Genomic DNA, 276 nt, shown 5'->3' on the forward strand with positions numbered 1-276 from the left:
CTATAATGGTTTGGGTAATGGCCTTCGCTATAGAAAATTGCTGCGTTTGAAAACAGCATCAATCGCGCAGACTTAGTTGCCAAGTTTGAACAACAGTTATTGGAGATCTACAAAGATCCCATGCTCGATACCAAGCCTAAATTGTTAGAAGAACGTGGGGGCGCTTACTACTCTGAAGCGGCCTGTGAGCTCATGAGCAGTATTCGCAATAACAAACGTTCTATCATGCACGTCAACACTCGCAACAATGGTGCGATTCAAGGATTACCCGATGAC

General features: G+C 44.6%; 1 pseudogene. It reads left to right on the forward strand.

The features are described 5' to 3' along the window. Nucleotides 1-33 precede the first annotated feature (33 nt). Nucleotides 34-276: pseudogene (locus AB4512_RS24945) on the forward strand (6-phospho-beta-glucosidase); the annotation flags it as partial.

This window comes from Vibrio sp. 10N.222.52.B7 (assembly GCF_041474275.1).
Lineage (GTDB): Bacteria > Pseudomonadota > Gammaproteobacteria > Enterobacterales > Vibrionaceae > Vibrio > Vibrio crassostreae_C.